This window comes from Aquamicrobium sp. YD-1-mutant5 (assembly GCF_059509755.1).
Window position 1 is genome coordinate 1 of the sequence record NZ_JCAKKP010000049.1, and the last position, 1,057, is coordinate 1,057.

2 protein-coding genes are annotated in these 1,057 nt (G+C 59.6%); one reads left to right on the forward strand and one right to left on the reverse strand.

What is annotated here, in order from left to right; genetic code table 11:
• Positions 1-15: 15 nt before the first annotated feature.
• Positions 16-513: an IS630 family transposase gene (locus tag AC5XE7_RS20820; protein WP_495367432.1), complete on the reverse strand. Its 498-nt coding sequence runs from the start codon at positions 511-513 to the stop codon at positions 16-18.
• A 2-nt stretch (positions 514-515) separates the two neighbouring features.
• Between AC5XE7_RS20820 and AC5XE7_RS20825 the strand changes: the two genes are divergently transcribed.
• Positions 516-959, forward strand: a complete 444-nt coding sequence (locus AC5XE7_RS20825) for a hypothetical protein (RefSeq protein WP_495367433.1) — start codon at positions 516-518, stop codon at positions 957-959.
• Positions 960-1,057: the final 98 nt, after the last annotated feature.

Below are 1,057 nucleotides of genomic sequence, written 5' to 3' on the forward strand. Positions count from 1 at the left end.
TAAAGCGTGTCGTGTTTAATAGGCCTCATATCCTGCGGCTTTGAAGAAGTTTCGGCATTGTGTTGGATCGAAGAGGCCACAGATGTCGCCGAGTGCATGGCATAGGGTGTCGAAGGTTCTGGCCGCGCACTTGCGCAGCAACGCCTTGAGTTTTGAGAACGCCATCTCGATCGGGTTCAGATCGGGCGAGTATGGCGGCAGAAAGAGCAGCCATGCGCCGCGCTGGCGCACCAGTTCGGCGGCGCGCTCGCTCTTGTGGAAGGCGACATTGTCGAGGATGACGACGTCGCCGGCCTGAAGCTCAGGCGCCAGTTGCGTTTCGATCCATGTCTCGAAGCGACGGGCATTCATCGGTGCATCGACGATCCACGGCGCGACCATGCCGTGACAGCGCAGACCAGCGATGAACGTCTGGGTATGCCATTGACCGAAGGGCGCATGCGTCCTGTAATGCTCGCCTTTCGGTGACCAGCCGGTACGTTTGGTCAGCTTGGTGTTGGTCGACGTCATCATCGATGAAGATCAGGCGCGGCAAGGCTTTGGCGAAGAAGTGCTTTCGCCGCCTGATCCACATCTGGCGTGCCTCACGGATGTCGGGACGTTCCTGTTCGCTGGCCAGCAGCGTTTTTTTTGTGGCTGAGCCCGAGACGGTGCAGCAGGCGACCAGCACTGGAGCGGTGGACGATCACCCCACGCCCCTCAAGCGCGATGCAAAGCTCGTCCAGTGTCAGTTCGCCGGTCTGCGCTATCCGCTCACGTACGAAAGTGGCATGCGGTGCAAGCTTGCCCCATCCAGGCGCACGACCCTGACGGCGCGGCGCAAGCGAACCCGTCTCACGCCGAAGCTTCATCAGTTCATTCACGAAGCGCGGGGAAACGCGGAAATGCCGTGCCGCCTCCCGGTGCCCATGGCCTTCATCGACAAACGCAGCAACACGCTCACGCAACGCAATCGGTAACGGCTTGCCCATCGCAGTTCTCCTTCGAACCACAATGAATCATCACACAACTCAAATGGGAATCCTGAATCACGTCAAACGCGACACGCTCTAGGCTC